At 32.2% G+C, this 26,560-nt stretch carries 25 protein-coding genes; 23 read left to right on the forward strand and 2 right to left on the reverse strand.

The annotated features are described in order from the left end of the window. Nucleotides 1-155: 155 nt before the first annotated feature. The 3 genes from V7719_RS06090 to V7719_RS06100 all read left to right on the forward strand — a co-directional run bounded on the left by V7719_RS06090 (nucleotide 156) and on the right by V7719_RS06100 (nucleotide 3,978). On the forward strand, nucleotides 156-737 hold the full coding sequence (locus V7719_RS06090; protein WP_335728994.1) for a helix-turn-helix domain-containing protein: 582 nt from the start codon (nucleotides 156-158) through the stop codon (nucleotides 735-737). A gap of 814 nt (nucleotides 738-1,551) precedes the next feature. Beyond that, on the forward strand, nucleotides 1,552-2,880 hold the full coding sequence (locus V7719_RS06095; RefSeq protein ID WP_335728995.1) for a TPR end-of-group domain-containing protein: 1,329 nt from the start codon (nucleotides 1,552-1,554) through the stop codon (nucleotides 2,878-2,880). A 57-nt stretch (nucleotides 2,881-2,937) separates the two neighbouring features. Continuing rightward, nucleotides 2,938-3,978 (forward strand): zinc-dependent alcohol dehydrogenase family protein, encoded by a 1,041-nt coding sequence (locus V7719_RS06100; protein ID WP_335728996.1) that lies wholly within the window; start codon nucleotides 2,938-2,940, stop codon nucleotides 3,976-3,978. A gap of 277 nt (nucleotides 3,979-4,255) precedes the next feature. Here the strand turns inward: V7719_RS06100 and V7719_RS06105 are convergent, their stop codons facing one another. Continuing rightward, a complete protein-coding gene (locus V7719_RS06105; RefSeq protein WP_335728997.1) occupies nucleotides 4,256-4,924 on the reverse strand; it encodes a TlpA family protein disulfide reductase in 669 nt (222 codons plus the stop codon). Between the two features lie 350 nt (nucleotides 4,925-5,274). Between V7719_RS06105 and V7719_RS06110 the strand changes: the two genes are divergently transcribed. The 8 genes from V7719_RS06110 (at nucleotide 5,275) to V7719_RS06145 (ending at nucleotide 13,991) form a co-directional block, all read left to right on the forward strand. Next, on the forward strand, nucleotides 5,275-5,733 hold the full coding sequence (locus tag V7719_RS06110; protein ID WP_335728998.1) for a hypothetical protein: 459 nt from the start codon (nucleotides 5,275-5,277) through the stop codon (nucleotides 5,731-5,733). A gap of 298 nt (nucleotides 5,734-6,031) precedes the next feature. Continuing rightward, nucleotides 6,032-6,940 (forward strand): hypothetical protein, encoded by a 909-nt coding sequence (locus V7719_RS06115; RefSeq protein WP_335728999.1) that lies wholly within the window; start codon nucleotides 6,032-6,034, stop codon nucleotides 6,938-6,940. A gap of 200 nt (nucleotides 6,941-7,140) precedes the next feature. Further along, entirely contained in the window at nucleotides 7,141-8,634 is a 1,494-nt protein-coding gene (locus V7719_RS06120) for a YfcC family protein (protein ID WP_335729000.1), read from the forward strand. A gap of 153 nt (nucleotides 8,635-8,787) precedes the next feature. After that, a complete protein-coding gene (locus V7719_RS06125) occupies nucleotides 8,788-9,867 on the forward strand; it encodes a serine hydrolase domain-containing protein (RefSeq protein WP_335729001.1) in 1,080 nt (359 codons plus the stop codon). A gap of 294 nt (nucleotides 9,868-10,161) precedes the next feature. Further along, complete coding sequence (locus V7719_RS06130; protein WP_335729002.1) at nucleotides 10,162-10,386, forward strand: hypothetical protein; 225 nt, start codon at nucleotides 10,162-10,164, stop codon at nucleotides 10,384-10,386. A 337-nt stretch (nucleotides 10,387-10,723) separates the two neighbouring features. Next, the gene (locus tag V7719_RS06135) at nucleotides 10,724-11,551 is read left to right on the forward strand and encodes a CPBP family intramembrane glutamic endopeptidase (protein WP_335729003.1); all 828 of its coding nucleotides are present in this window, start codon (nucleotides 10,724-10,726) and stop codon (nucleotides 11,549-11,551) included. Nucleotides 11,552-11,852: 301 nt separating this feature from the next. Continuing rightward, complete coding sequence (locus tag V7719_RS06140) at nucleotides 11,853-12,992, forward strand: SDR family NAD(P)-dependent oxidoreductase (RefSeq protein ID WP_335729004.1); 1,140 nt, start codon at nucleotides 11,853-11,855, stop codon at nucleotides 12,990-12,992. A gap of 9 nt (nucleotides 12,993-13,001) precedes the next feature. Next, nucleotides 13,002-13,991 (forward strand): hypothetical protein, encoded by a 990-nt coding sequence (locus V7719_RS06145; RefSeq protein ID WP_335729005.1) that lies wholly within the window; start codon nucleotides 13,002-13,004, stop codon nucleotides 13,989-13,991. A 79-nt stretch (nucleotides 13,992-14,070) separates the two neighbouring features. Here V7719_RS06145 and V7719_RS06150 read toward each other — a convergent pair whose 3' ends face one another. Then, on the reverse strand, nucleotides 14,071-15,675 hold the full coding sequence (locus V7719_RS06150; protein WP_335729006.1) for a T9SS type A sorting domain-containing protein: 1,605 nt from the start codon (nucleotides 15,673-15,675) through the stop codon (nucleotides 14,071-14,073). Nucleotides 15,676-16,049: 374 nt separating this feature from the next. On the opposite strand from V7719_RS06150, the gene V7719_RS06155 reads away from it, so the two are divergent. From V7719_RS06155 to V7719_RS06210, 12 genes are all read left to right on the forward strand, one after another. After that, entirely contained in the window at nucleotides 16,050-16,565 is a 516-nt protein-coding gene (locus tag V7719_RS06155) for a 2'-5' RNA ligase family protein (RefSeq protein ID WP_335729007.1), read from the forward strand. Nucleotides 16,566-16,673: 108 nt separating this feature from the next. After that, nucleotides 16,674-17,183, forward strand: a complete 510-nt coding sequence (locus tag V7719_RS06160; protein WP_335729008.1) for a GNAT family N-acetyltransferase — start codon at nucleotides 16,674-16,676, stop codon at nucleotides 17,181-17,183. A 180-nt stretch (nucleotides 17,184-17,363) separates the two neighbouring features. Then, a complete protein-coding gene (locus V7719_RS06165; protein WP_335729009.1) occupies nucleotides 17,364-17,807 on the forward strand; it encodes a hypothetical protein in 444 nt (147 codons plus the stop codon). Nucleotides 17,808-17,955: 148 nt separating this feature from the next. Continuing rightward, nucleotides 17,956-18,801, forward strand: a complete 846-nt coding sequence (locus V7719_RS06170) for an AraC family transcriptional regulator (protein WP_335729010.1) — start codon at nucleotides 17,956-17,958, stop codon at nucleotides 18,799-18,801. 127 nt (nucleotides 18,802-18,928) lie between these two features. Next, a complete protein-coding gene (locus tag V7719_RS06175) occupies nucleotides 18,929-20,266 on the forward strand; it encodes an MATE family efflux transporter (RefSeq protein ID WP_335729011.1) in 1,338 nt (445 codons plus the stop codon). Nucleotides 20,267-20,328: 62 nt separating this feature from the next. Beyond that, complete coding sequence (locus V7719_RS06180; protein ID WP_335729012.1) at nucleotides 20,329-22,089, forward strand: LytTR family transcriptional regulator DNA-binding domain-containing protein; 1,761 nt, start codon at nucleotides 20,329-20,331, stop codon at nucleotides 22,087-22,089. Nucleotides 22,090-22,226: 137 nt separating this feature from the next. After that, nucleotides 22,227-22,727 carry an SRPBCC family protein gene (locus V7719_RS06185; protein WP_335729013.1) on the forward strand — a complete coding sequence of 167 codons (501 nt, stop codon included), beginning with the start codon at nucleotides 22,227-22,229 and terminating at the stop codon, nucleotides 22,725-22,727. Between the two features lie 39 nt (nucleotides 22,728-22,766). Beyond that, a complete protein-coding gene (locus V7719_RS06190) occupies nucleotides 22,767-23,576 on the forward strand; it encodes a hypothetical protein (RefSeq protein ID WP_335729014.1) in 810 nt (269 codons plus the stop codon). Between the two features lie 71 nt (nucleotides 23,577-23,647). Beyond that, the gene (locus V7719_RS06195) at nucleotides 23,648-24,181 is read left to right on the forward strand and encodes a TlpA family protein disulfide reductase (protein WP_335729015.1); all 534 of its coding nucleotides are present in this window, start codon (nucleotides 23,648-23,650) and stop codon (nucleotides 24,179-24,181) included. A gap of 210 nt (nucleotides 24,182-24,391) precedes the next feature. Then, nucleotides 24,392-25,294: a hypothetical protein gene (locus V7719_RS06200; protein WP_335729016.1), complete on the forward strand. Its 903-nt coding sequence runs from the start codon at nucleotides 24,392-24,394 to the stop codon at nucleotides 25,292-25,294. A gap of 30 nt (nucleotides 25,295-25,324) precedes the next feature. Then, nucleotides 25,325-25,633, forward strand: a complete 309-nt coding sequence (locus V7719_RS06205; protein ID WP_335729017.1) for a DUF1330 domain-containing protein — start codon at nucleotides 25,325-25,327, stop codon at nucleotides 25,631-25,633. Nucleotides 25,634-25,917: 284 nt separating this feature from the next. Continuing rightward, complete coding sequence (locus V7719_RS06210; protein WP_335729018.1) at nucleotides 25,918-26,418, forward strand: TlpA family protein disulfide reductase; 501 nt, start codon at nucleotides 25,918-25,920, stop codon at nucleotides 26,416-26,418. The last annotated feature ends 142 nt before the right edge of the window (nucleotides 26,419-26,560 follow it).

Below are 26,560 nucleotides of genomic sequence, written 5' to 3' on the forward strand. Positions count from 1 at the left end.
TTTATGACATTCATTTTACCAAAGGGCTTTGTGATCTATTCTTTAATACCCATTTATATGATTCAATAATCAATTTACTTGTTAATACAATTGAGCAGAAGTCTTTTCGTTATTAAATGATTTGTAATTTTACAAACAAAAATGACTACAAAATAATGAGTATAGGAAAGAAGGTTGAAGATTTCCGAAGGAGAAAAGGATTCTCTCAGGATAGGCTTGCTCAAGAATCAAAATTATCCCTTAGAACGATTCAACGCCTAGAATCTAATATGGCGAATCCATCAGGCTATACATTAATAGCGATAGCGAAAATTTTAGAGATTGATGTTTCGGAGTTACAAACAGAAATAACGAAAGAAAAAACTGAAAACGACATCTATGATTTATTGAACAGAATTAACGTTTATGGGCTCTTGGGTATTGTTCTTCCTTTCGGAAATGTCATCTTTCCGTATCTGTTTTGGCGAAAATATAAAGATTTACCAGAAATTAATTCTTACGGAAGGCGAATTATCAGTTTTCAAATATTTTGGACTTTAATGGCATCGTTAAACTTCTTATTAACACCTACGATTCAGTACTATATTTACAGACATTTTAAAATAGATTTTGGCCCTATTGCCTGGGTTTTATTTATTCTGTTAATTGTCTACAATGCATATAAAGTTTACAACATATCTAAACATTTAAAGAATAAGAACTTAACTACTTTAATTAAATTACCGCAATTTCTTTAAACTTTTATTTTGTATATCTATTAATGTTTCAACATCACTTTCTTTCTTAAAGCTGTATGTGCTTTAATTCTATCACTTTTTTATCAATTATCTAGAATATCGGAAATACTTTAAGAAAACGAATTGATGAAATCTTAGATATATTGAATTAAAAAATTAAAGAGAAATAACGAAAATCTACCAACATGTTTAGTTAATTACTAGCTTCTCTCCTACTCGGAAAATCCTACGGATTTCCCTCTGGTTCATTTTCTTTTACTAATTTGATTCCTAGTCAACACAACTAACCATACACAAAATCGTTAGCCTTCATTATGACAAGCAACTATAGAATTCTAAAATTATTTAGGAGAATTCGTCGAAAAGTAAGGTCTATAGTTCTGTATATCTGAATTATTACCAAAGAAAATTTTACTTACCTTTAAATATTAATGAAGAGGAATGATTTCGGTTGCTCCTCCTTCCGACTTAAACGTTTCGTTGTAACCTCGAGTTATGCCAGTCCCTACCGAAATCTTAGCCGTCACCGATATGTTTTATTAAATAAAAACTAACTTGGAGTTAAGTGAATTTAAAAAAATACATAGCAGAACTCAAAAGGCGAAATGTAATTAAATCGACGATAGCCTATTTAATAGTAGCATGGATAGCAGCTCAGGTGGCAGAACTTGTTCTTTCAAGTTTTGATGCACCACCTTATATCATGAAAATCTTGATTATTATCTTGATTATAGGCTTTCCGATCAATTTAATTTTTACCTGGATATATGAATTCTCCGCTAAGGGAATTAAGAAAACTGAAAATATTGAGGAGGTGACCTCGCTATCACTAAAATCTAACCATAGGATTAATAAAAACAATAGAAAACTGGCAGTATTACCATTTCGCAACATTGGTTCGGAAAATGGCAGTGATTATTTTAGTGATGGACTGACAGAAGAAATCATTATTCGCTTGTCCAGAATCAAGGAGCTTGAGATTGCTTCGCGAAACACCTCGATGCGCTATAAAAATTCAGAATTGGATATTGCAACATTGGGTCGAGAATTGAAAGCAAGATATATTTTACAAGGTACAGTGCGCAAGCATGACAGTGATTTAAGAATATCAACAGAGTTAATTGATGTCGAAAAAGATTCTGGCCTTTGGGCGGAGATCTACAATGGGAAAATGGCTGATGTTTTTGAAATTCAGGAAAAGGTATCTAAGAAGATTGTAAAGTCATTACAACTCAGGCTTAGTACTAAAGAAAAAATAGCACTGAGCAAGAGTGGAACAATGAATAGCACGGCATTTGATGCTAACTTGAGAGCACGAGAGTTTCTGTTTCGATATACAAAGAGCTATCTTCTTTTAGCCATAGACCTTTTTCAAAAGGCATTAGATATTGATCCAAAATATGCAGCTGCATATGCCGGTATGAGTGAGGCTTGTGCCATGTTATATGAAACACATGATAAAAGCAACCTCTTATGGCTTGAACAATCCGAGCAATCAGCATTGAAAGCGCTCATCTATGACCCTAGCTCATCTGAAGCGTACAGCGCACTTGGACTGACTTATGTTAATAAGGGTTCACTTGACGAGGCACTTACATCTGTTCAAAAGGCAATTTCATTTGACCCAAACAACTTTTTCGCCTATTGGATAAGAGGACGACTCTATAGAATGAAAGACAGAGATTCTGAAGCAGTCATTGATTTTAATAAAGTATTAGAACTTAATGGTGGTTTTCATTCTGCTTATGGTGATTTGCAGATGTCTTATGAAAAATTAGAAGACAAAGAAAATCTACAAGAAACTACTCAACGAGCGGCATCATTTTACCCAGACTATTTATTACATAACCCTGAGGACGCACGTGCGTATCAGTTTTATGCTTTCACCTTAGAAAGATTAGATCGTAGAAAAGAAGCTAAAATAGAAATGGGTAAAGGGGTTGATATAAACCCAAATGATCAAATTATTATTTATAATGCCGCATGTTTTTATGCACTAATAGGTGATAAAACAGCGTCAATTGAAAATCTCAAGAAAGCAATAGATAATGGGTTTGGAAATTATGAATATATGAAACATGACCCAGATCTATATAGTTTGAAAAATGAGCCAGATTTCATCAAACTAATGCACGGTAAATAACTGGCTTAAAAGGAATTATTAAAGGATTTTAGTTTTAGTCAATTTTATGAAGGAAAAATGAAAGCAGCAATTTATGAAACTTACCAAGGGTCAATTACTATACAGAATGTGGAAGATCCTATTCCAAAAGAACATGGAGTTGTTATTTCAGTCAAAGCCACTGGATTGTGTCGTAGTGATTGGCATGGTTGGATGGGTCATGACACGGATATAGAACTGCCCAATGTTCCTGGACACGAATTTGCCGGAACTATAGAAGCCATTGGAAAAAATGTTAAAAATTTTCAGATAGGAGACAGAGTTACGGTTCCTTTTGTATGTGGATGTGGAAGTTGCAGACAATGTCTATCGGGAAATCATCAAGTGTGTGACCGTCAATCACAGCCAGGTTTTACACATTGGGGTTCATTTGCGGAATACGTTGCTTTAGATTATGCTGATATTAACTTGGTAAAACTTCCTGAAGAAATTAACTATATAACCGCTGCGCTTTTGGGCTGTCGGTTTATTACGTCTTACAGAGCAATAGCAAATCAAGGAAAAGTTTCAGGAGGGCAATATGTAGCTATACATGGTTGTGGTGGTGTAGGCTTATCAGCAATAATGATCGCTCATGCTCTCGGAGCCCAAGTAATTGCCATTGACATCAACGGCGAAACTTTAGATTTCGCAAAAGAATTAGGAGCTATCGCAACCATAAATGCAAGGGGAAATACTAACATAGTGGAACAGATTAAAACAATATCGCATGGTGGAGTTCATGTATCTATTGATGCTCTTGGAAGTCCAAATACTTGTTATAATTCTATTGCAAATTTAAGGAAAAGAGGCAAACACATTCAGGTTGGACTGATGACAGGAAATCATAAAAATCCAAAAGTTCCAATGGATCTGATATTAGCCAATGAATTGGAGGTTATAGGAAGTCATGGGATGCAAGCATATAAATATCCTGAAATGTTGGAAATGATTAAAAATGGAAAACTGCACCCTGAAAAATTAATTGATAAGACTATTTCACTTAAAGAATCGACCGATGCCCTGCCAAACATGGGGAATTTTGACCATAAAGGAGTTTGGGTTATTGATTCTTTTTAATATTTCAGCAAAATAGTTAGTGCTATATTTTAGTAAAATAACTTAATAAACCTTGCTAACGAAAATCACGAAGTCTAACAATGTTTATAATTCATTGCTTGTTTTGTAACTATTGAGTAATCCTATGGAGTTTCCTACATTATAAGTTTTATTCACTAATTTAGTTCTTGCTAACAAACTAACCTTACACAAACATGTTGTAGCATATTAAACTGAATCTGAAAATTCAAACTTTAATGTTTGATTAAAAAAGTCAGAAATAGTATTGAGTTCACAGTTAATTATTGAGATAATTAATGATTTTTGATTCAAAAAAAGCGTAGTCATATCCTCCTGTAAAATAATCCACAATAATACCTTCTCTATTTATAAGAAATGTCATAGGTCTTTCTGATTGTATATCTGCCCAATTAAACTCCTTTGAATAAGCAGCAGATACAATAAAGGGCTTTTTATTGGCGAATTTCATTAATGTTTCTTTATCCTCATCAGACAAAGCAATTATAACTAATCCCTGGTCTTGATATTTTTTTTGTAACCTATTAAGTTCTGGCATTTCCTTTATACAAGGAGCACACCAAGTAGCCCAATAATTTAATAATATTATTTTACCTTTATAATCACTTATATTCTTTTTGGAATCGTCAGCTAACAAATTAAAATCAAATGATGGAGCAGGTTTATTATGGAGTACTTCTAATGCATTGAGTACGACCGAAACCCTTGGTTTCATCCGTGTAACTTTTGTGAAAGCCATACCGCATATTAATATTAGAAATATTAAGATAATGGCTATAACATAGGTTAAAAAACCTTTCGGTAAAAAGTATTTATTGTTTTTTCCTAATAGATACAAAAGGAAAATGGCAGTAATAATAATTGTTGCAGCTATTAATTGCCCCCATTGAATAATAAATTTAGCATTGTTTCCTATAAAATCTTCCATTTTTATCTTGTTAGCCTATGCTCTCATGACGATTAGAAAGAAAAAATGTTACATGTATTCTTCAAGAAGAGCATAAAATGAATATGACTATAACCAAACGTGCTTCAACACCATATGTCGTTAATTGCTACAGTTGGCTAAGACGAGGAAATTCTCCTACAAATTTCTATCTTTAGATTATTGGAGAATTAGTAGAGACAGCCTTGCTCCTTTTCAAGGCGTTCAGCCTACCTGCAATTACATGGTTATCCCTTACTTGGAAAATTCGTAGGATTTTCCTCTGGTTCGTTTTCTTTTGCTAACTTAGTTCCCAACATTACTAACCATACACAAGAACTTTGCGCAACATTATGAAAACCGAAATAATACCCTATTTTGGATTTGACAAAATTAAGTTAGGTCTAACATTAGGACAAATTGAATTATTATTGGGTAAGCCGTCCGAAAAGGATAGAGAAACTTATTCTGATAACTCAATTGATATGATTTTTAAATATCATAATCTTGGAGTGGATTTAACTTTTTCATCTGATGATGATTTTCGACTAGGAACAATTACTTTCTACTCGAATGGTTTCTCACTCAAAGGAAAAAAACTAATCGGATTAAAAGAAAAAGAATTTGTAACGAAATCAAATCTGATTTTTTCTGATATAGAACTTGATGATGACTTTAAAGAACTGAATTCTAAAGATTACACTTCAAATTCAAACGGTGTTTCCTTTTGGATTGACAGCGGAATTGTAGAATCGATTTCAATTTTTCCTGATTATCAAGACGATGATGAAACACCAATATGGCCAAATTAACAAAAAACGATTGCCCAATATGGTGTATAACACATTGTTTACTTTGTGTGTACTCGGAAAATCCTTCGGATTTCCCTCTAGTTCGTTTTCTTTTACTAATTTAGTGCTAGCCAATGCAACTAATTATACACAAGCACGTTGTGGGCAATGATGAAGTGGGTAGGGTGAATTTTCGGATGACACCTATAAACTCTTAAAAGATGATCCACAATTCATTTTTGAAAGCAGAGGTACAATAGACGTTAAGGAAAAAGGAGAATTGGAGGTGTACTTTTAAGTAAGTTCTAATATTTATGGGATGAATGATTTAAGACATAAAATTCAAAGTCTTCCAAAAGGAGACGTACACAGTCATTTGCATCTGAGTGCAGGTATAGATTTGCTTAAAATCAAATATCCAAAATTGGATTTTCCCGTTCCCCAATATTACAATGGCTTTGAGGGAATGATGTTATTTATTGAGCAAAACATAAATACATTTATGACGTCTTCAGAAAAGGCCATAAGCCTTATGGATATTGGGATTAGAAGCAGTATGGCAGATAATGTAACCTGCCTTGAGGCCAGCATAGATATAAACCTATCTAGGTTTTTCAACAATTCTGTCCAAGAATTTATCGAAGCGGTAGATCGGCTAAAGGCAAATTATCTGGGGAAGATAGATTTTAGGCCAGAGATCGGAATTAATAAAGATAGCCCTACTGAAATAATATACGGAAGTGGTATGCAGTGTATTGAAAGCGGTGTATTTAGCGGCCTTGATATTTACGGAAATGAAAAAGGCAGGGATTTAAGTGGTTTTCAAGAATTATTTCTATACGCCAAAACTAAAAAACTTAAAACCAAAGTACATATTGGGGAGTTTTCAGGTCCTGAAACCATAGAAAATGCTATTGAGTTACTTGAACCAGACGAAATTCAACATGGCATACATGCAGCTGAATCCGATAATACGATGCATATGATAGTAGAAAGAGGAATTCGTATGAACGTATGCCCTCATAGTAATATTGCTTTGGGCGCGGTGGCAGACTTATACGCCCATCCCATTCGAAAATTATACGACTCAGGTATTAATCTGACCATCAATACAGACGATTTGTTACTCTTTAACGCTACACTTACTGACCAGTATACCAGTCTGATTGAGCATGATATTTTTACTTTCGAAGAAATTAATGAGATACGTAAGAACTCATTACTGTAGTAATCACCAATTGTTTATGACACCCCTTTTATAGCAACTTTCTAACTCACAACAATGTATAAAGAAATAGTGGCCCAAGTGCTATAAATAAAATGTAAAATAATGGTCAGTAATAAACTGAAAGTAAATGCGATACTTTTCATATACATACTGCTGTGGTTCATTTGGACTCACTTAGATTTGAAAATTAAAAATTATAAATGAAAAAACTAAAATTTCCAACTGCCCAAACAATTTTAATCCTTATTGCTGGATTTGTAACGCTATTAACCTGGTTAGTTCCAGCTGGCAAATATGATAGTCTAGCCTACAATGCTACGAGCAATACATTTACAAAAACTAGTTTAGAAGAGAGTATCGAATTGCCGGCAACACAAGAAACGTTAGATACGCTCGCTATAAAAATCCCAATTGAAAAATTTACAAATGGTGATATTTATAAACCAATTGGTATTCCCAACACATATAAGGAACTGGAGTCAAAACCTCAAGGCTTTGCTGCATTAGCAAAATCACCTATAAAAGGAATAATCGCAGCTTCAGACATCATTTTTCTAATTCTTATTATCGGAGGCTTAATTGGCATAATGAATCTCACCGGTGCTTTTGATGCTGGTATCTTCTGGATGGCAAAAACACTTAAAGGTAAAGAGTACATTCTAATAATTTTGGTAACAACGCTTATTGCAGCCGGTGGCACAACCTTTGGACTTGCCGAAGAAACTATGGCATTCTACCCTATTCTAATTCCTGTTTTCCTCGCTGCAAAATATGATGCCATGGTTGGACTAGCATGTATTTTTCTTGGTTCTGGTATTGGATCAATGTGTTCAACAATAAACCCCTTTGCAACAATTATTGCCTCAGATGCCGCTGGTATAAGTTGGACAGAAGGTCTCGAAAATCGCATTATCATGTTAGTTGTTTGTTTGTCTATTACTATTCTGTATATCCTACGGTATGCAAAACGAGTAAAAGCTGATCCTACAAAATCAATTATTTATGATCAAAAAGAAGCCTTAGAAGAGCTATTTGGGTTAAATAAAATGAGTTCCACCATAAAATTTACTAATAGAATGAGACTCATTTTAGTCATATTTTCATTATGTTTTGTTGTAATGATAATAGGTGTTTCTATGCTCGATTGGTGGTTTGTAGAAATGACTGCCACATTTTTAGTAGGTGCTATTATCATTGGCTTCATTGCTAAGATAAAAGAAAACATCTTCGTTGAGGCGTTTGCAAAAGGCGCTGGAGAATTATTAAGCGTTGCATTTATTGTAGGTATAGCGCGAGGTGTAACTATTTTAATGGAAGATGGTCTTATAAGTGATACTATTTTATTTCATGCGAGTGAGATAACCGAGGGCATGAGCAAAGGCCTATTTGCTAATGTCATGCTCATTATTTATGGTGGTTTGTCCTTTTTTATGCCATCTTCGTCAGGAATGGCGGTACTAACAATGCCAATTATGTCGCCTTTAGCTGATACTGTTAACATAGGAAGAGAAATTATAGTTGATACCTATCAATATGGACTCGGTTTGTTTTATCTAATCAATCCTACTGGTTTGATTTTGGCCGCTTTGGCTATTGTCAAAATTGGTTTCAATAAGTGGTTGAAATTTATAATGCCTCTTTTCTTAGTGTTACTAATTACTACCATGATATTGCTGACTATTTCGGTCTATTGAAAATAAAAACTACGTACCATACACAAGCACGCGGTACTATATTTAAAAGGCAATCGCTTCATCCAATAATTTCAATATACTAATTTTTGATATTTTGTAACCCAAAAGTTTGATTTGTCGTCCAACGAGCAAACAACATTTAGAAAAACAAAAATGAAAAAAGCACTTTATTTAAAACATTTATTATTAGTAATTATATTTTTAGCCTTTAATTCACAATCCAAAATCTACGCACAAACCCTAGAATCTAGTATAGATAATTTATTAAATGTGAAATATTCAGACAGTACTCCGGGCGGAACTTTCTTGATTTCTAAAAATGGAAACATCATTTATAAAAAAGCATTCGGTCTTGCAAATCTAGAATTAAATGTTCCAATGGAAGCAGACAACGTCTTCGAAATAGGTTCTATGACAAAACAGTTTACTGCAATATCCATTTTAATGCTTATGGAAAAAGGGAAACTAAATTTGGATGACAAAATAACCAAGTTTATTCCTGACTATCCCACTAATGGACATAAAATTACAATACACCATTTATTAACTCATACTTCTGGAATAAAAAGTTACACAAGTATGAAAAAACTCAATGAAATTTCAAAACAAGACTTGACTCCATTAGAGTTAATTGATTTTTTTAAAAACGAGCCTATTGATTTTGTTCCTGGGGAAAAATTCAAATATAATAATTCAGGATATGTGATATTAGGCTATATCATTGAAAAAGTGACTGGACAGAGTTATGCTAATTTTGTTGAGGAACAAATTTTCAAAACACTAAAGATGACAGCCTCACAATATGCAAGTAATAGCGAGGTAATTCAAAATAGAGCTTCAGGGTATCAAGATAATGAAGGCTATATTAATACTAGAGAAATTAGTTTCACTTTAACTTATTCTGCAGGTTCGTTGATGTCTTCCGTCAGTGATATGTTTACCTGGCAAGAAGCTATAAAAAACAATCTTTTAATTAGTAAGAAAACAACTGAAAAAGCATTTACGAATTACATCTTGAATAATGGCGAACCTATTAACTATGGTTATGGCTGGAATATTAAAACCATAAATAACATTCGGAGTTTTGAACACGGTGGTGCAATTTGGGGCTTCAAGTCAATGGGTGTTTATTTACCTGATTTAGATATTTATGTCATTGGATTAACTAATTGCCTCTGCAACTCACCAACCAAGGTTACAAGAGAAATAGCCGAATTGGCTGCGAAATATTAAATTAAAAACGCTGTACGATAATGTGTATAATTAATTACTAAAGTTGGTTAAGTAGAGGAAAATCTCCTACAAATTAGTATCTTTAGATTATTGGAATATTAGTAAAGACAGCCTTGCTCCTTTTCCAACGCTTTCTACCTAATTATCAGTAGAGCCTAATTATTCACAAGGCTGTTAAGACGCGACTAGCAGTATAAATGAATGTTGTGCGTTTTTAAAATGAATAATGGTTTAAGTATAAGTCAGATATATATCAACTCTAGTATATTGCATTAATTTATTATTATTATAATTATGAAATTAAACTTATTGTCTTGTGATGCTCAGAGGCCAGATAAAAGAGCGATAGCCAAATGTATTGCAGAAATTTCATCTAACATTGATGAATCCTTGTCGAATGAACTTACTGCTATTCTTTTAGAAGGAGATGCTGTAGATATTGAGATGGAAGACAGAAACTCTGGTTCTGCTTTAAGAGCTTTGCGAAAACTAAGTATTGATTACGAAATTATAGAATGAACCAAATTACCAGCAAAGATTTTTTCTTAATATCTCAAACTAATTCCCTCTGAAATATCATCATCGTCCTTAATTAAGGAAAACTCTCATATTAGAATATAGTAAGATATTCATGTGGGCTATCGCCTAGCAAACTGATTGCTATAGCCGGCTAATATGAGGAATTTCTCCTATAAATTACTATCTTTAGATTATTGGAAAATTGGTTAAAACAGCCTTGCTCCTTTTTCAACGCGTTCTGCCAAACTATCGGCTGGTTCAGCAGAGCTAAATTAGTCACAAGGATATAAGACGCAACGACACCATTCACAAACACGTTGGTACTCATTTAAAGCATATGAAATACAAAAAAACGTACCTCTTTCTTTTGCTGACACTTGCTTGGTCATGGACACTTTGGACTATTGGTCTTAACCATCTTTCTGAAGGAATCAATCAAGAATCAATCGAGAAGTTTATAATGTTCTTTTTTGTTGGTGTTTATGGACCAACAATTAGTGGAATTGTTACAACTCTCATTTTTGATGGTTTTTCAGGTACCTTGAACTTACTCAAGAAACTGATTATATGGAAAGTTCCAATTAAACACTATTTATACATTATTCTTTTGCCATTAGTTTTTGTTATTATTGGAATTGGTCTTTATAGCTTATTAATTGGAGAAATTGGAGATTTTGATAAAACGGCCTTTATTTCAATACCAACCATATTATGGGCTGGCTTATATGCTGGACCTTTGGGCGAAGAACTTGGATGGAGAGGTTTTTTATTACCTGAATTACAAAAAATATTTTCGAACTTAAAAAGTGCTGTTATAATTGGAATAATTTGGTTTGTTTGGCACATTCCATTATTCTGGGCACCATTTGGAACCCTCGTTAGCGGAGAAAAAATTACTTTAATACCAGTTCTGACTTATTTTTTCATGTTAGTCTGTCTATCAATAATCATCACATGGTTAGTGGTTAAATCTAAAAAAAGTGTTCTAATTGCAATTCTATTTCATTTATCAATAAATGCTGGAATCGCATTGTTGTTTTTCCCCGAATTGAATATCCATTTTAAATATGTACATTTCTTATCAAGTATTCCAATGATAATATTCACCTTTTTCTTGATAGTAAATAACAAATTAAAAACAAGTGCCAACTACGTGCGTAATTAATTACTCACCCTGTGAGCACTCGAAAAATCCTATGGATTTTCCTTTGGTTGGTTTTCTTTACTAATTTAATTTTTTATACATAACTAACTATACAAAAGCACCTTAACCCCATTTCGACCCTTCCCAAATTACGTATGCAAAAAATCAAAAGGATATTTATAAAATGGTCGAGTAACCAGATGTTACAGTGAACCTTTCTTATTAGAGATTTTTGCCGTATTTTTCGCAACTAGACAATTGAATATTTAAAAGAAAATATTGTTTATGAGTATTTTAAAAAAATTTACAAAAAAGATATAAATTGAAAAAAAACATACTAATCACTGGAGGTGCTGGCTTTATCGGGACTGCATTATCTCTGACATTAATTGGTAAAGGATATAAAATAAGAGTGTTGGATAATTTATCTGAACAAATTCATGGCAGTATCCCTGAAAAGTCACACTTGTTTAATCTAATAAAGGATGAAGTAGAATTTATAAAAGGAGATGTTCGAAACAGACAAGATTGGTTAAAAGCTTTACAGGGTCAACATATGGTTGTTCATTTGGCAGCAGAGACTGGCACTGGTCAATCCATGTACGAAATTGAAAAGTATACAGATGTAAATATAAAAGGAACATCTATACTTTTGGATATTTTAGCGAATCATAAAGACCATTCAGTTGAAAAAATTATAATTGCTTCTTCAAGATCCATTTATGGTGAGGGTAAATATCAGTGTATCCAACATGGTATTGTCTATCCAAAAGAACGAAAAGAAAGTGATATGTTGCAAAAGGATTTTAATGTAAAATGCCCGATTTGTAATACAAATGCCGGTTTGTTAGCAACCGATGAATTGAGTAAAATACACCCGTCATCTATTTATGGGCTAACAAAGCAAGTACAAGAAGAGATGTGTATGATTGCCGGGAAATCTCTAAATGTCCCAGTAGTTGCCTATCGATATCAAAATGTATATGGCCCTGGACAGTCCTTATCAAACCCTTATACAGGAATACTATCTATATTTTCTACCAGAATTAAGAATAATAATGAAATAAACATTTTTGAGGATGGCGAGGAAAGTAGAGATTTTGTTTATATACAAGATGTAGTTGATGCTACCATTCTGGGAATTGAAAAGGATGAAGCTAATTATAATGTTTATAATGTAGGTTCTGGTGTTCAAACATCAGTCTTAGATGTGATAAGAAACTTGACTAAGGAATACAATGCTAATATTAATTATACCATTTCTGGTAATTTTAGGTTAGGAGATATTCGAGATAATTATGCCGACTTATCCAAGATTACGATAGATCTAGGTTTCAAACCTAAGGTTTCTTTTGAACAAGGAATTAAGTTGTTTTGTCAATGGGTTTCTAATCAAGAAATTCAAAGTGATCAATATTCCAAATCGTTCGAAGAAATGAAAAACAAAGGCTTATTAAAATAAATGGACAACATGTTTAAAGGTAAAAAAATACTTTTTTTTTCCATAAGTTTTTTTGGTTATCAGACTGAGATAAAAAATAAACTGGTTGAATTAGGAGCAGAAGTCGATTTTTTTGATGAGCGCCCTAAAAACACGTTTTGGTATAAATTTTTGATTCGTTTAAATAAGAATCTAGTCAAATCTCCAATTGAGAAGTATTATAAAGACATCATTTCGAAAACGAAAATGAATGATTATGATTATGTGTTTTTCATAAAAGGAGAAGTGATTACACCAAAAATTCTAAAGGACTTACGAGAGCATCAAAAAGATGCCAAGTTTATTTTATACCTGTGGGATTCAATTAAACATCGCCAATCGGTTCAGAGACTTTTCCCTTTATTTGATAAGATTCTTTCATTTGATTTGAATGATGTTAATAAACATACCTATTTACATTTCCGTCCGTTATTTTATTTAGATACTTACGCTCAAATTCCTTTGGCTCAAAAAAATCATGAAAATGATGTAGTATTTATTGGGACAGCACATCCAGATAGGTACCCAGTGCTCATGAACGCAAGAGACCATTGTAAATCAAATAATTTAAAAACCTATTTCTTTATTTATTTACAAGATTGGAGAATCTTTTACTTGTGGAAATTGTTTTCTAAGAGTTTTGGCAAAGCGAAAAAAAGTGATTTCGAATTCGAGTCTATTAATAAAGAAGAAATTAAATCTATTATTAAGAATACGACTTGTGTACTTGATATTGAAAAATCGATACAATCGGGCCTAACAATGAGAACTTTAGAGGTTTTAGGAGCAAGAAGAAAATTGATAACAACAAATGCTACCATTAAGGAATATGATTTTTATAATGAGAATAATGTTTTTATTATAGATAGAGAAAATCCTGTTATATCTGCTGAATTTATAAAAACAAAATATCAAGAGGTAGATCGAGATATTTATCTAAAATATAGCTTAGAGTATTGGTTAAATGAAGTTTTCGAATAAAACTTGTTGAGATTATTTGGGCACTAATATACCAGGAGTAAAAAACATAAATGAATTTAATAGAATTACTTGTAAATATTTACTCTTTTAAAATATTTATTCCTTTTTCATTTCCGTTTATAGTTGAAATCTTAATAAAATACATTCCAGATGTCCATGATTGTGAATCAATAACGACTTCATTAGAATTGGTGTCAAGTGTTATTATTGATTGCCCCAAGATATTATAAACACTCACAACTTTTATTAACTCATTACTTTTAAGTTTTAGTTCATTCTTTATAGGGTTTAAATATTGTAATGATATTTCTGAATTAAATTCGTCAATTGATAAGGCAGTGTCTGTGAAATTCTGAGCATATATCTTATTACCAGCACCTTTATCTTCAATAAATACAGTAACAGCCTGACCGTTAACAGGCTTCACAAACTGAATTCTACCCTTATTCCCAGAAAATGTAGCCATCGGTTTAATTTCCTCTGGCCATACAAAATCTCCGTTCGAATCTAAATAACACGCATTTAAAGTTGTAGGTGTTGCGCCATTATCGTTACCACTTTTAATTAAAAATAAAGGCTGATCATTTACTAGCTGTAAGTTTCCAGCATGCACATTTTCAGATCCGATAACATAAATTTCTTTAGCAGTATCTGTAAACTGTCGTGCTCCCGAAGTTTTATCAAATTTTTGAACGTATTCTCCAGATTCACTTTGTGAGGTATTTGTATAGCTACATACCGCCCAAATATAGTTCGACCCAGAACTATAAGCTATTTTGGTAGCTTGCTCATAATTGGTTTCGTTAGTATCGAAGTCCATTCCGTTTATCCCCCAAGGTAAGGTGCCATCTGAGTTAATCCGTTGCAAATAGGAATCAAAACGTGTAGCAGATTTTCCAATATAACCATAATAAACAATGTCATTATCAACTAATCCATCATACGTTGTATTAAAAGCTGTTGTTTTATTTGACAATTGGGTCGGATTGGTCCAAACAGCATTTCCATCTGTATCAAAACGCTGTGCATATAATGTAGAATTAATGCCACTTCCGATAACATGAAATACCATAATATAATTTCCGGTAGAAATTTCGTAAAGATCTCCTGGTGAAGTAGAGCTTGAACCACTCAAAGCAGCTTGAGTTGCCGGCCAAATATCATTTCCATTGCTATCATATTTTTGCATGGTTGCTTTAAATGCACTTGTACTTAACCAAGACACAATGTTGTCTCCTGAAGAAAGAGGAAGAATATTTACCACTAAAGCACTCGGAAACGTAATTGCCCATAATTGCGTACCACTTGTATTCATTTTAAAAGCATGACCTGAATCGTCATCAGTACCCGAACAGCCAATGTATAAATTATCACTACTGTCTATACTCAAAGACCAAACAGATGTAAATGTCGACATAGGTATGGTATTACTTACTAACATCCCATCATTTCCAAATTGTTTAGTTCCAGTGGCATCCAATAATTGTAATCTTAGCTCATAATTGGTAGGAGCCGCTACTACTTTCCAAAATACAATATAGGTTTGACCATCCGATGTCCCTATTGATTTCATATCTCCAGAATTAGAGTCTGCAATTAAGGTATTCACTGCTGTATCTATGTTCCATTGGGCATGAGATACAAACCCGACTAATAACGCAATGCAAAGTGTAATTTTTTTCATGATTATTTTAGTTTTGTTTAGAATTCGTTTTTAATTTGGAATAAATTATAACAAATTATTTAGTGGTCTGTTTACTAGGTCTAATCTGTCGATAAGAACATTTACAGAATTCTGACCCTAACAGAAACTTGGAATAAATATTAAAATGAAGCTAAATTTTCTCATAATACAACATAAGAAAGATAATGAATATTTTTTTATTCGCTATTTAATAGTTTAACGCACTACAACAATGTTTATAACCCATTGTTTACTTTGAGTGTACTCGTGAAATTCTACGGATTTTTCTTTAGTTTGTTTTCTTTTACTAATTTAGTTGCCTATAATTAAACAGTGTGCCCTAAACAAACACGTTAGACAACAGTTGAGAAAGAATGAATGAGATTAGAAAACAACTGACTTTATTCATCGAAGAATCAAATCTAAATATTGAAAAAATTCGGGCTGAATTTAATCCTGACCAATACAATCTTATATCAGCTCACGTTACACTTTGTCGAGAAGATGAAATTGAGTCAATCGAAAGTATCATTGAGCGGATTAAATCTATCTCCTTGAAAAAGCCAATATCAATTGGATTTAAAAGCGTGGAACGGTTTTCGAACGGAAAAGGTGTTTTAATACCCGCAACTGATAGAAATATTGAATTTAGGGAATTAAGAAAATCTGTCTTGGGACAAATCAAATTGACTAAAGAACAATTTCCCCATATAACTTTAATGCATCCAAGAAATTCGACTTGTACTGACGCCATATTTGAACAAGTAAAAAAACTGAAGTTTCCAACGGAACTAGAATTCGGAAAAATCAGTTTAATCGAACAAAGAAACGGAGGATACTGGTATGTTCTACAAGAGTTTAATATCGTGAATAAAAACGTTGCACAATAACGTGTATAAAAAATTGCGTAGTTTAGTGCTTACCCAAAGTTAGATACCATACACAAACACCTTGGGCGTCATTCAACCAAACCGAAACAGAATAATAAAAAAATATTAATGATAGAAACTGAACGACTTATTTTAAAACCGTTGACATATGAGCAGTTGGTAAAATATATAAAATGTGACAATTCATTGGAGATTGAACTAAAACTAAATGAAACTTCAAGGACGATTTCATCAGAATTAAAAGAAGCGTTTGAACAAACAATTCTTCCAAATGTTGCAGACAAGAGTAAAAACTATTTGTATTCTACTCTTTGGACGGCAATCTCAAAAATTGACAACAAAATGGTAGGCGATTTATGTATCGTTGGTGAACCAAATGCTGACGGAGAAATAGAGATTGGATATGGAACTTATGACGAATTTCAGAATAAAGGTTTTATGACAGAAATAGTAAGTGGAATGATTGAATGGGCTAAAAATCAACCTGAAATAAAAGCAATTGTTGCTTCGACAGACAAAACCAATACTGCTTCTTTCAAAGTTCTAGAAAAAAACAGTTTCATTAAAATTGGAGAGACAGGTTCCCTATTTAATTGGAAATGGGAAATGGGAAATTAATAATCAAAAAAGTCCGTACAAAAAATAAAAGCACTAGAATACTGTAAATAAAAACAGGTAGAATACTACTAAATTCAAGGTTGAAACTCGCTTTTACTTTTATGTAGCTAGATTAAAAATATTTCTGAAACCACCTACTTTTTAAATACTAAACATTGTAATAATTCTGAAAAAAGAAAAATGAAGAACGAATTTTTAAGACATACTTTAGCTACAATCGATTATAGATTTCAAAAATCAGTAAAATATAGAAATGCTGATTTTGGTAGTTTCACATTGGGAAAGGAAAGCAGAACCCCAAAGGAAATCATTAACCATATGTATTTTGTCTTATGCTCTACAACAATTTATATTATTGAGGAACGCGTTCAAAAAAAATTACCCGACAAGCTAGATTTAGAATTGGAAATTGAGAGGTTTAATTCAGAACTAAAGAACTTGGACAAAATTCTATCAGAAAATGTATTAGATATGAAATACTCCAAAAGGTTATTTCAAGGCCCTTTGTCTGATATTTTAACTCATATTGGTCAAATAGCCATGTTATCGAGATTGAATAACAATCCTATTGAATGGGAAGATTTTTCCTCTTCTCCTATTCAAACAGAAAACAGAAATAATTAAAACACTGTTGGTAGACAAAATATAAAAGTTAGGAGCGTTATTATATCGAAAATGCAGCATACTTTTGCAGTCCACATTTCATACGCAAACTTTGACAATACTTTAGGGATATCCTAAAATTCAAAACAGGAAAACGAGAACAATACAAATGATTCAAGAACAAAAAATATTAAAGTACAAGAATCGAATTGTTTTTGAGAGAATACGCATGTCAAGTTTTAAACGTATTCCAAAGTTATACCAAGACAAAGAAGCTTGTTTTATGTTCATCAATGAAGGAGAGTTTTCAATAAGAACACAGGATGAATTTATTTCTTTTGACAAAGGAAAAGGGCTATTAGCAAAATGTTTTGACTATTTTTTTGAGACCAACAAAAAGCAACGCGATAAAAGTGATTCAATTGAAGTTGTTGGTGTATTATTATATCCCATTATTCTTGAAGAATTATTTCAATTTGATATTATGCATTCATCTCATATAGTAGATTATAATGTAAGACAAATTCAAGTAGATGAATTACTCAGTAATTTCAAAGACAGTATCAATTTGCTATTAGACAATCCTGAATTAGCAGACGAAACCTTAATTAAAACTAAACTAAAGGAGTTTGTTTTATTGATGAGTAAAACTGTAAATGCGCCATCTCAATTAGACTTTTTGTCGTCAATGTTTAAAAAGAATACGAGTACCTTTAAAGTAACCATTCTTAATAATCTATACTCCAATTTATCAATTGATGAATTAGCTCACTTATGTGGAATGAGTTTATCTACATTTAAGCGTAAGTTTCGTGAAACGTTTATGGAAAGTCCTAAAAAATTTATTGGGAAAATGAAATTAGAGAAAGCTTCAAAGATGTTGGTATCAAAAGAGTATAGAATCTCTGATGTCGCTTACGATTGTGGTTTTGAAACTATCTCTACATTTAACCGCTCCTTTAAATCACATTTCGGAAAATCGCCTACTGAGTATCGATTAATGAGTTCTACGTAGTTCAATAGCCTTTCACTTCATAAAGAAATCCTAAAAATTGAAGCTTGATGTTAATTAATACTTAAACATTAGCTCATTTCTCATTCTTAGAAAGAATTATTCTAATATTGAAAATTCGAAGTAGAGCATGAACAAACAAGTCAATGAATTAGGAACGGAAAAGATAAGTAAGCTTTTGTTAAAGCAGGCTATTCCAGCGTCTATAGGTATTTTAGTAATGTCTATTAATATGATTGTTGACACTATTTTTGTTGGTCGTTGGATTGGAGTTATGGCAATAGCGGCGATTACCGTGGTTTTACCAATTGCATTTCTAATTTCTTCTATTGGAATGGGAATTGGCATTGGAGGAAGCTCTATTATTTCAAGAGCATTAGGTGCAAAAAATAACTCAAAAGCATTTGAAGTATTTGGAAATCAGATAAGTTTAACCGTTGGCTTGTCTTTCTTCTTTGTGTTCTTAGGAACATTCTTTTGCTTTCCTATTTTACAATTGTTTGGAGCAAATGGAAATATTATTGGCCCAGCAACAGATTATTTTCATGTCATTATTTGGGGAGTTCCTTTTTTAGCCTTTGCAATGATGGGAAATCCTGTTATTAGAGCCGTTGGCAAGCCTAATTATGCCATGTGTACCCTGATTTTCCCAGCTATATTTAACATTATTTTAGATGTAGTTTTCATAAAATACATGAATTTAGGGATCTATGGTGCAGGTTTAGCAACTTCTATTTCTTATGGAGTTTCGGGATTATTTATATTGTGGTTTTTCCTTTCTAAAAATACAGGGCTACGAATCATTCCTAAATATTTTGTAATCAATGTTTCAATTTTAAAAGAAATTATCGCCTTAGGTGGCGTAACAATAGTTAGGCAGGGAACAATTAGTTTGTTGGTGATTATTTTGAATTATACTTTATTTAAATATGGAGGCGAAATTTCAATTGCCGTATATGGAATTATTAATCGCGTAATGATGTTTGCATTGTTTCCTGTTTTAGGTGTAACTCAAGGCTTTTTACCTATTGCTGGTTATAATTATGGAGCAAATAATACAATTAGAGTTAGGCAAACTATAAATACCTCAATTCTTTTTGGCACTGGAATTGCCGCTTCAATTTTCATCTTAATCATGATTTTTCCAACTGAATTAGTTGGGATCTTTACTGAAGACCAAGATTTATTAGGGTTAACGCCAGATGCTTTAATTATAGCGTTTATAGCAACACCTGTAATTACAACACAATTAATCGGCTCTGCTTATTTTCAGGCTGCAGGCAAAGCGCTTCCTGCTCTATTTTTAACTTTATTAAAACAAGGTATATTCTTAATTCCATTGGTATTTATTCTTCCAAGATATTTTGGCATAAATGGGGTTTGGATGTCTTTTCCAATTGCAGATATTCTATCTACTTTAGTGACTTATATCTATCTGAAAAAAGAAATAAAATTGAATTTGAAATAATTCACCTTGGTTTTAAATCTTTTTAAGCAAAAAGCAATATTAAATATCCCAATAGGATTAAAATGAAGAAAATACTGGTATTACCATATCACGTTAATAAAGCGTTTAAAGACGCTGAGTATTTATCTGAAGGGATTTTAGAAGAACTGATCTTCTTAATATCTTCGGTTTCTGGATTGAGTACGACATCGCGATCAACCAGTTTATATTTAAATGACAATCCAGCACCACATAACGATATAAAAATGCGTTTTGCAGTTGATTATGTACTGGAAGGCAGTATCACCATTAAAGAAGGACAGCCACTTTTAATTTCTCAACTCTATGATGCTTCAAATGAAACCCTAGTTTTAATTTCTAAAAACGAGTTTCATTTAGAAAAATGGACTCATGCATTAGATCTTTTGGCTCAAGATATTTCTGAAGCTATTCTAGGCGCAAATACAATCTTTAAAACACTAGATGAAGACCAGTCACAAGCTAGAGAATATTATCAACAAGGACTCTATCATTGGAATCGCTTTACTCATGAAGAAATGCAACTAGGAATTTCTTTTTTCAAAAAAGCCAACCGCGAAAACCCAAATTTCGCAAGAGCTTATGCAGCTTTAGCAGATTGTTATGGCATTATTGGAGCAATGGGTTATGACAATCCAAAGAATGCATTTAAACACGCAAAAATTGCTGTAGGGAAAGCGCTAAAACTTAATAATAAACGGTCAGAATCTTATGTGTCTGCTGCATTCATAAATATATTTCATGAGCATGATTTTGAAAAGGCAAAAGCAAATCTCGATCAAGCATTAAGGTTAAATAAAAACAGTGTTAAAGCACATCATTTTTCTGCCATGTATTATATTCATATTTCAGACATACAAAGTGCCGAAAAACATTCTCTACACTCTATAAAGTTAGATGCTTTGGCTTTGCCTCAATATGCTATGATTACGCGAATATGTATCTATCAAAGGCGATTTAAAGATGCTTTAGATTATATAGATATGGGATTGAATATATATCCAGATGCTATTCCGCTTATAGAATTAAGAGGTTCTACAAATTTATTGTCAGGAAATTTAGAATCTGCTATTGAAGATTTTAAAGTGTGTATAAATGCAGATAATCAAGATCCTAAATATTATGCGAATTTGGGATATGCCTATGCGAAAATTGGATTTTTTGAAGAGAGTCGAGCTATTGAAAATAAAATATATGCACTTGAAATAAATAAGGATACTGGTTTTTTTGACTATGCCTTGGCGATTATAAAACTTGGTCAGTCTGACATTAAAGGATTTCTTAAACATATTGAAAAATCTGCAGCTTATGGTATCGGATTTATATTTGGCGAATTACTCAACAATCCAATGTTTAGTGAGATAAAAAAGAATCCGAGAGTTCAAGATTTATTGATTAAGTTTAATCATTTAGGTAGCAAAGTATTGACTAAAGTCAAGAGACCATCTTCCATGATTACAATTGTTAGTCATACTAATGAATCTTTAGCGTTAGATCCTCAAGATATTTCGTTTATAGAGGCAAACGATAACTACTGTACAGTGTACTGGCAAAATACTGGTGTGTTGTCAAAGCAAATGCTTCGAACTACCTTAAAAAATATTGAACTACAATTACAGTCGTATCCAGACATTGTTCGTTGCCATAAATCTTATATTATTAATCTTAATGAGGATATGCAAATTTCTGGCAATGTTAGAGAAGCCTATTTTGAGAGCACTTATTTGCCTATTAGAATTCCTATTTCAAGATCCAAAAAAGGAAGTATTGAGACACGTTTTGAAGCTTTAAACCGTGATATTTAATCTTCCCATTCACCACATTATTCCTGTTCACCACAAAAATTCGGTTTTAAAAAAAGATTTCTTCCCGTTCGCTACAAATTAAAAATGGAAGCTTAATCGTGTTATAGATTTGTCTTGTAATTGAAAAACAAGATGCAATGGCAACATTTAAAAAACAAAAAATAGTAAGCGCAACTAAAGAAAGCATTTGGGAAGTACTCTCAAATTATGGGGACATTTATAAGTTCAACCCTGGAGTTAGTAAATCATATATATCTTCTGTCCAAGACCAAGGTATTGGCGCAACACGGGTTTGCGAATTACTTCCAATTGGAAAAGTATCGGAAACCATTATAGAATGGAACGAAGGGAATGGATTTCTAATTCAAGTGAATCCCATAGAAAAACTACCACCAATAGAAAGCTTTACAGGTTATTTTGAAATCGAAAAATTAAGTGTGAATACTTCTAGAGTTTCTGTAACTATTAACTACAAGATGAAACTTGGTGTTACCGGAAAAATCCTCAATAAAATTTTAATTCAGCCGAAACTTGAAAAAAGCATAATCGATTTATTAAGCGGACTAAAAACGTATGTAGAAAAAGACGTGCTAATTACAGATGAAAAATTTTTACACTCAATTTTAAAGCACGCATAAATATTAAAATCAAATTATAAACAATTAAAAACAGTAAACATGAAAAATTTAAAAACAGTAAAAACAGCATTATTTGCACTAGCCATTAGTTTGGGAATGACAAGTTATGCTAATAATTCGGATAAAGAATTAAAGAACAACAACGAGAAAAATACAGTATTAACGGATGGTAATATTGTAAGGGAAGCTAAAATCCTTTTTAAATCAGGAAAAGTCATTGAGATAGCCTACGCAACAGTAGAAGGAGGAAAAGAAGCAGAACTTGGTAAAGAGTACTTTTCTAAAATATTACCAATTGCAGCGAAATACGGAGGTAAAATGTTAGGTAGTTTACAAGTGACAGCTGTCGTAGATGGAGAAGTTGCTCCGCAAATGATAGCAATTTTTGAATGGCCAAATATTGAAGCAAGAGATCAATTATTAGCAGATCGTCAGGCTAAAAAATTATTTCCTATAAGAGATGCGATACTAACATCAATTAAGTTAGCCTATTTTACTGTAGAAAAGGATACTCCAGTAACTTTTAGAGAAGATAAAACCTACGAATTTTTTAATGCATGGTTAACACCGGAAGCAGGAAAGTTATTACCTGAATATTTTAAGAAATCTGAAGGCCCAAAAAAGAAATATGGTCCAATAACATTTGTAGCAAGTCTTAAACCGATTAAAGGGTTACCTGAAGCAGATTATCTTTTACAACCTCATATGGCAGGTATTGTAGAATGGAATAATACTAATGCTTATTATGGATTAATGGCTGATCCTGAATTTAAAAAAGTAGTACCATTATTAAAAAAATCTCTAACAAGAATTGATGGTATACATGCCAAATTTAATTTCCCACAATAATTAATTAAAGAAAAGGGTTGATGACGAATTTCAATCATCAATCCTTTCATTTTTATTTAAAAATTAATGATATGAAAAACTATATAAGGTTAACCATGATCGCATTATTTGCAATAATTGTATCTGCATTTTCATTTATAAAGCCACTAGAAAAAACAACTAAAGTTAGGGTAACGACTGTTCCATCTATAAATATTAAAACCTTAGATGGCAATACTATAAATTCAAAAGATATCATTAGAAATGGAGAGCCAACCTTATTGGTTTTTTGGGCAACATGCTGTGCTCCTTGTAAAAAAGAGTTAACAGCAATATCTAAAGTTTATGATAGCTGGCAAAAAAAAACTGGAGTTAATATAGTTGCCGTTTCGGTGGATTTACCTCAATATGCAAATGGCGTTAAACCTTTTGTAGAAAATAACAATTGGAAATATGATGTGTACTTAGATGTGGATCGAAATTTAATGCATGCTATGAATGCAAACAGCACACCACATTCATTTCTCTTAAATAAAAAAGGGGATATTGTTTGGGAGAAACAAGGCTTCTTTGATGGTGATGAAGTCACTATTTACAACGAAATCACAAAGGCTTCAACAAAATAAATCATAATAGTAAAATTTGAATTCCTAAATAAGACAATTAGTGTGATGTGTTTTTGTTGATTGATGGTAGTAGCGAATTAAGATGTTCTTAGTTCGCTACTTTTTTAAAACGTATATATCGTACTTGAACCAAAATGCATAGTCTTTGAACGAATCTACAAATCCAAAACCCTAATCAAGAAGCATCTTTGTATCACAAAATATATAAAGATGAAAATAAATATTATTAAAAAATTAGGGTTATTGATTTTAGCTTCTATGATGTTACAGAGTTGCGGAATAGCAGATTTACGTACAAAAATGATAAAAAAAGAAGGTATCACTTATCGTAATACAGAAAAAGGGAAACAACTTTTAGAGAACGCATGGAAAGCTCAAGGCTTTGATAAACTCAAAGAACACAATGTTTATTCCTATCATGCTCAAGATACTTGGAAAGGTTTACTAGGAAGAATGGGTAAAATATGGCCAGATATGAAGTCTGAAATGGAATTTAAATATCGCATTGGCAGTTTTGACGGTCAAGCACATTTTTTAGATGGAAAGGAAGCAGAAAGTTATGCCGGTCTTCAAAATTGGAATTACTATGAGATCAACAATGACAGTATTATTTTTAAGGACAAATCGTCACGTAAAAACATAAAGAAAGTTTTCGGCATAGCTGCCTTTCAATATTTTACTGAAATGATAGATAGACTAAAACAAGCCCCAATTATTAGTTATGCTGGCGAAAAGGAATTTAGAGGACAAGTTTATGATTTGGTACTATGTACTTGGGGAAAAGCAGAACCTCACATGGAACACGATCAATATTTGGCTTGGATTAACAAAGAAACGAGGCTAATGGATTTTACACAATACACCATAAGAGATACCTATTTGAAACCTCCAGGTTATAAAGCAATTGGTGGCGCTGTAGAGTTTACAGATTTTAAAGAAATTGATGGTGTCTTAATTCCGCATACACAATTGGTCTATGCTATTAAATTAAAAAAGAATCCAAAGCGAAACCTTCACAAGTTAATCATGTCAGATTTCAAATTTGATGGCTTTAATCCCGAAGATCTCATATTAGATAAAACCATCGAAGTTGGTGGTGACTATAAACTTTAAAACCCAATACATATTTAAATACATAAAATTATGTCAGAAAAACCATTAATGATTGTCAATGCGACACCAAATCTAGAAGAACAAGAAGCCTATGAATATTATGTAAGCAATGCAGGTCCCCTTTTTAAAAAATTTGGCGGGATGCCATTCGTAAAATACAAGATTTCTGAAGCTATTGTAGGAACTCAAACGGCTCAAGTGGTTGTGGTAATGCAGTTTCCAAATAATGAGGCTATTAAAAATGTTTTCGATTCGGAAGCCTACAAAGCATTGCTTCCATATCGAGAAAAAGCATTTAAGAGCTTAACCGTTTTTATTGGTAATCAGAGTAAGAGTTAGTTATATTAAAATTTAGTCATTATAACAAAGTACAGGTTTTAGAAAAAGTACTCTTATTAACTGTAAAGATTATGAGCAATTATATTGCTAATCCTGAATTAGATCAAGTATTTTCATCTCATATCTGGAGTAAATAAAACCATTGATAACACTGCATATAAATAATTAAGACAATTAAATGAAAATAGGTAAAAAAGCGAGTTTTTTAATAGGTTTATTGACAGGATTTATAGTATTGCTTATTGTGTCAATTGTATTAATATTAATTTTTGAATAAAATAATCATGGTAAAAAAAACATTTTGGAAGGGCTTTATAATTGGTGGCGTAACTTTCATTTTAATGGCGACTTTTGGTTATCACAAGTTTATTAAATCTCCTGATATATTATTGAGTCAATTAGAATTAAAAGATTTGAAAGGAAACGATATCGAACTAACTAAATATATTGGAAAACCACTTGTTGTTAATTATTGGGCCACTTGGTGTGCACCTTGCCTTAAAGAATTTCCATATTTTGAAGACGTTAAGAAACGTTTTGGAAATGATATAAATTTTGTGATGATTTCAGATGAATCAATAGAAAAGATTACATCATTCTCTAATTCTAAACCATATAGTTTCAATTTCTTAAAGAGTTCCAAAAAACTATCTGAATACGGGATAAATGAAATGACAGCATTACCAACTACCTATTTTTATGACATGCAAGGAAATTTAATTGCGAAACATACAAGTGCTTTGAATGTTGAAAGCCTTATTGAATTAATAGAAAGAATAAATTAGCTAACAACCTGCCTGCTTGCGTTAGACAAGTATAACCCACTGTTTACTTAGTCTTTACTTGGAAAGTCACGCATATTCCCTTTTGGTTCGTTTTCTTTTACTAATTTAGTCGCTTAACCTAAAACCAACTTTCCATTCGAAA

The sequence above is a fragment of the Psychroserpens sp. genome, assembly GCF_036960315.1.
Classification (GTDB): Bacteria; Bacteroidota; Bacteroidia; order Flavobacteriales; family Flavobacteriaceae; genus Psychroserpens.

Excerpts from the sequence above, each read along its gene's own strand:
- V7719_RS06195 (WP_335729015.1), top strand. The coding sequence starts at position 23,648 with ATGAAAAACTATATAAGGTTAACCATGATCGCATTATTTGCAATAATT.
- V7719_RS06125 (WP_335729001.1), top strand. The coding sequence starts at position 8,788 with ATGAAAAAAGCACTTTATTTAAAACATTTATTATTAGTAATTATATTT.
- V7719_RS06090 (WP_335728994.1), top strand. The coding sequence starts at position 156 with ATGAGTATAGGAAAGAAGGTTGAAGATTTCCGAAGGAGAAAAGGATTC.
- V7719_RS06160 (WP_335729008.1), top strand. The coding sequence starts at position 16,674 with ATGATAGAAACTGAACGACTTATTTTAAAACCGTTGACATATGAGCAG.
- V7719_RS06175 (WP_335729011.1), top strand. The coding sequence starts at position 18,929 with ATGAACAAACAAGTCAATGAATTAGGAACGGAAAAGATAAGTAAGCTT.
- V7719_RS06155 (WP_335729007.1), top strand. The coding sequence starts at position 16,050 with ATGAATGAGATTAGAAAACAACTGACTTTATTCATCGAAGAATCAAAT.
- V7719_RS06130 (WP_335729002.1), top strand. The coding sequence starts at position 10,162 with ATGAAATTAAACTTATTGTCTTGTGATGCTCAGAGGCCAGATAAAAGA.
- V7719_RS06170 (WP_335729010.1), top strand. The coding sequence starts at position 17,956 with ATGATTCAAGAACAAAAAATATTAAAGTACAAGAATCGAATTGTTTTT.
- V7719_RS06115 (WP_335728999.1), top strand. The coding sequence starts at position 6,032 with ATGAATGATTTAAGACATAAAATTCAAAGTCTTCCAAAAGGAGACGTA.
- V7719_RS06135 (WP_335729003.1), top strand. The coding sequence starts at position 10,724 with ATGAAATACAAAAAAACGTACCTCTTTCTTTTGCTGACACTTGCTTGG.
- V7719_RS06100 (WP_335728996.1), top strand. The coding sequence starts at position 2,938 with ATGAAAGCAGCAATTTATGAAACTTACCAAGGGTCAATTACTATACAG.
- V7719_RS06185 (WP_335729013.1), top strand. The coding sequence starts at position 22,227 with ATGGCAACATTTAAAAAACAAAAAATAGTAAGCGCAACTAAAGAAAGC.
- V7719_RS06165 (WP_335729009.1), top strand. The coding sequence starts at position 17,364 with ATGAAGAACGAATTTTTAAGACATACTTTAGCTACAATCGATTATAGA.
- V7719_RS06190 (WP_335729014.1), top strand. The coding sequence starts at position 22,767 with ATGAAAAATTTAAAAACAGTAAAAACAGCATTATTTGCACTAGCCATT.
- V7719_RS06205 (WP_335729017.1), top strand. The coding sequence starts at position 25,325 with ATGTCAGAAAAACCATTAATGATTGTCAATGCGACACCAAATCTAGAA.
- V7719_RS06105 (WP_335728997.1), bottom strand. The coding sequence starts at position 4,924 with ATGGAAGATTTTATAGGAAACAATGCTAAATTTATTATTCAATGGGGG.
- V7719_RS06120 (WP_335729000.1), top strand. The coding sequence starts at position 7,141 with ATGAAAAAACTAAAATTTCCAACTGCCCAAACAATTTTAATCCTTATT.
- V7719_RS06200 (WP_335729016.1), top strand. The coding sequence starts at position 24,392 with ATGAAAATAAATATTATTAAAAAATTAGGGTTATTGATTTTAGCTTCT.
- V7719_RS06180 (WP_335729012.1), top strand. The coding sequence starts at position 20,329 with ATGAAGAAAATACTGGTATTACCATATCACGTTAATAAAGCGTTTAAA.
- V7719_RS06110 (WP_335728998.1), top strand. The coding sequence starts at position 5,275 with ATGAAAACCGAAATAATACCCTATTTTGGATTTGACAAAATTAAGTTA.
- V7719_RS06210 (WP_335729018.1), top strand. The coding sequence starts at position 25,918 with ATGGTAAAAAAAACATTTTGGAAGGGCTTTATAATTGGTGGCGTAACT.
- V7719_RS06150 (WP_335729006.1), bottom strand. The coding sequence starts at position 15,675 with ATGAAAAAAATTACACTTTGCATTGCGTTATTAGTCGGGTTTGTATCT.
- V7719_RS06145 (WP_335729005.1), top strand. The coding sequence starts at position 13,002 with ATGTTTAAAGGTAAAAAAATACTTTTTTTTTCCATAAGTTTTTTTGGT.